The organism is Halomonas urmiana (genome assembly GCF_005780185.1).
Taxonomy (GTDB): Bacteria; Pseudomonadota; Gammaproteobacteria; order Pseudomonadales; family Halomonadaceae; genus Halomonas; species Halomonas urmiana.
Map to the genome: position 1 here is coordinate 1 of NZ_VBUI01000064.1, position 2,212 is coordinate 2,212.

At 68.7% G+C, this 2,212-nt stretch carries 2 protein-coding genes; one reads left to right on the forward strand and one right to left on the reverse strand.

Annotated elements, in window-relative coordinates:
• Positions 1-137: 137 nt before the first annotated feature.
• Positions 138-1,112, forward strand: a complete 975-nt coding sequence (gene epmA, locus FEI13_RS18745; RefSeq protein ID WP_138183006.1) for an EF-P lysine aminoacylase EpmA — start codon at positions 138-140, stop codon at positions 1,110-1,112.
• A 30-nt stretch (positions 1,113-1,142) separates the two neighbouring features.
• On the opposite strand, the gene asd is transcribed toward epmA, so the two are convergent.
• On the reverse strand, positions 1,143-1,979 hold the full coding sequence (gene asd, locus FEI13_RS18750) for an archaetidylserine decarboxylase (RefSeq protein ID WP_138183007.1): 837 nt from the start codon (positions 1,977-1,979) through the stop codon (positions 1,143-1,145).
• Between the last annotated feature and the right edge of the window lie 233 nt (positions 1,980-2,212).

The window sequence follows — 2,212 nt, forward strand, 5'->3', positions numbered from 1 at the left end:
CCAGCTTCCAGCTTCCAGCTTCCAGCTTCCAGCTTCCAGCTTCCAGCTTCCAGCTTCCAGCTTCCAGCTTCCAGCTCGAGGCTTTGATGGCCACGCTGATTAAGGCGTGGCCTTCGTCGTTTCTGGAGAAGAACACGATGTCGATTGATTGGCGCCCCACGGCGACGATTGTGACCCTGCGCGAACGGGCACGCCTGCTCGCCGAGGTGCGCGCCTTCTTCGCCGAGCGCGATGTACTCGAGGTGGAGACCCCGGTGCTCGGCCACGGCGGCAGCACCGAGGTGCACCTGGCCTCCCTCTCGGCCGAGGCGGTCACCCCGGTCGGCCGTGAACGGCTGTGGCTGCAGACCTCGCCCGAGTTCGCCATGAAGCGCCTTCTGGCCGCCGGCAGCGGGCCGATCTTCCAGCTGGCGCGCAGCTTTCGCGACGGCGAGGTGGGGCGGCGCCACAACCTCGAGTTCACCATGCTGGAGTGGTACCGCCCGGGCCTCGGCCTCGCGGCGCTGATCGAGGAGAGCGCCGCGCTGGTGGCGCGGGTGCTCGGCCGCGACCCCGGGCCGCTGCGCCACCGCCGCTACCGCGAGCTCTTCCGCGAGGCGCTGGGTATCGACCCCTTCACGGAATCCCTGGAAGCGCTGCGCCGGCTGGCCGGCGAGCGGGGCGGGCTGTCGATGGCCGACAGCGATCGCGACGGCTGCCTGGACCTGCTGATGAGCTTCGTCATCGAGCCGGAGCTGGGGCGCGACGGCCTCGACGCGGTGGTCGACTACCCCGCTAGCCAGGCCGCCCTGGCGCGTCATCATCGCGACCCCGAGGACGGTGCGCGGGTCGCCTCGCGCTTCGAGCTCTACCTCGGCGGGCTCGAGCTGGCCAACGGCTACGACGAGCTCACCGACGCCGCGGAGCAGCGCGTGCGCTTCACCGAGGACAACGCCGCCCGGCGCGCCCTCGGGCTTGCCGAGGTGGCGGTGGACGAGCGCCTGCTGGCGGCATTGGAGAGTGGCCTGCCGGCCGGCAGCGGTGTGGCGCTGGGGCTCGACCGGCTAATTCAGCTGGCGCTGGGCAAGCAGAGTGTCGCCGAGGTGATGGCCTTCGCCACCCCTCGCGCCTGAGGCGCGCGACGCGAGGGGGTAATCCTCGGTTCAGTCGAACTCGCCGAGACGCTCGCCCATGCGCACCTTCTGCTCGGGCGCGAGGCCGTCGAAGTCCAGCTTCTCGGCGAAGCCCATCACCACGGTGGAGCCGAGCTTGAAGCGCCCCATCTCCTCGCCCTTCTCCAGACGCACCGGAGTGTCGAAGCGGATGCGCTGCACGTCGCCACGGGGTAGGGGGGTGATCTGCCCCGACCACACCGTCTCGATGGCGGCGACGATCATCGCGCCCACCAGCACCACCACCATGGGGCCGTGCTCGGTGTCGAAGTGACACACCAGCCGCTCGTTGCGGGCGAAGAGGTTGGGCACGTGGTGAGTGGTGGCGGCGTTCACCGAGAAGAGGCGCCCCGGCACGTAGACCATCTCGGTCAGGGTGCCGCCGATGGGCATGTGCACTCGATGGTAGTCGCTCGGCGACAGGTAGACGGTGGCGAAGCTGCCGCCCAGGTAGCGCCTGGCCGCCTCGCCGTCGCCGCCGAGCAGCTCCATGGCCGAGAAGCGGTGGCCCTTGGCCTGGATCAGCTGGCCGGCCTCGATGGGGCCGAACTGCGAGAGGGTGCCGTCGGCGGGGGAGATCACGCCCTCGCCCAGCGGGCGGGCGTCGTCCTCCAGTGCCCGGGTGAAGAAGTCGTTGAAGGTCGCGTAGGCCGTCGGGTCGGGCTCGGCGGCCTCATTCATGTCGACCTTGAACTGGCGGATGAAGGCCTGGATCAGGGCGTTCTTCAGCCAGGGCTGTTGGCAGTCGGCGAGCCGGCCCACCAGTCGTGAGAGCAGGTGGTGGGGCAGAGGGTACTGGATCAGGGCAAACAGCTTGGCTAGGGTCACGAAGGGGGCGTTCCGGTTGATGTGTCGTGGATCAAGTGTCGAGCTTGAAGAGCGGCGCTTCGCGCCTGGAAGAGCCGGGCTTCGCCCGGAGCTATAAGCCGTAAGCTTGAAGCTGGAAGAAAACCCTTGACCCCGCAGTCGCCGGGCTCATGCTGTCTTCCAGCTTCCAGCTTCCAGCTTCCAGCTTCCAGCTTCCAGCTTCCAGCTTCCAGCTTCCAGCTTCCAGCTTCCAG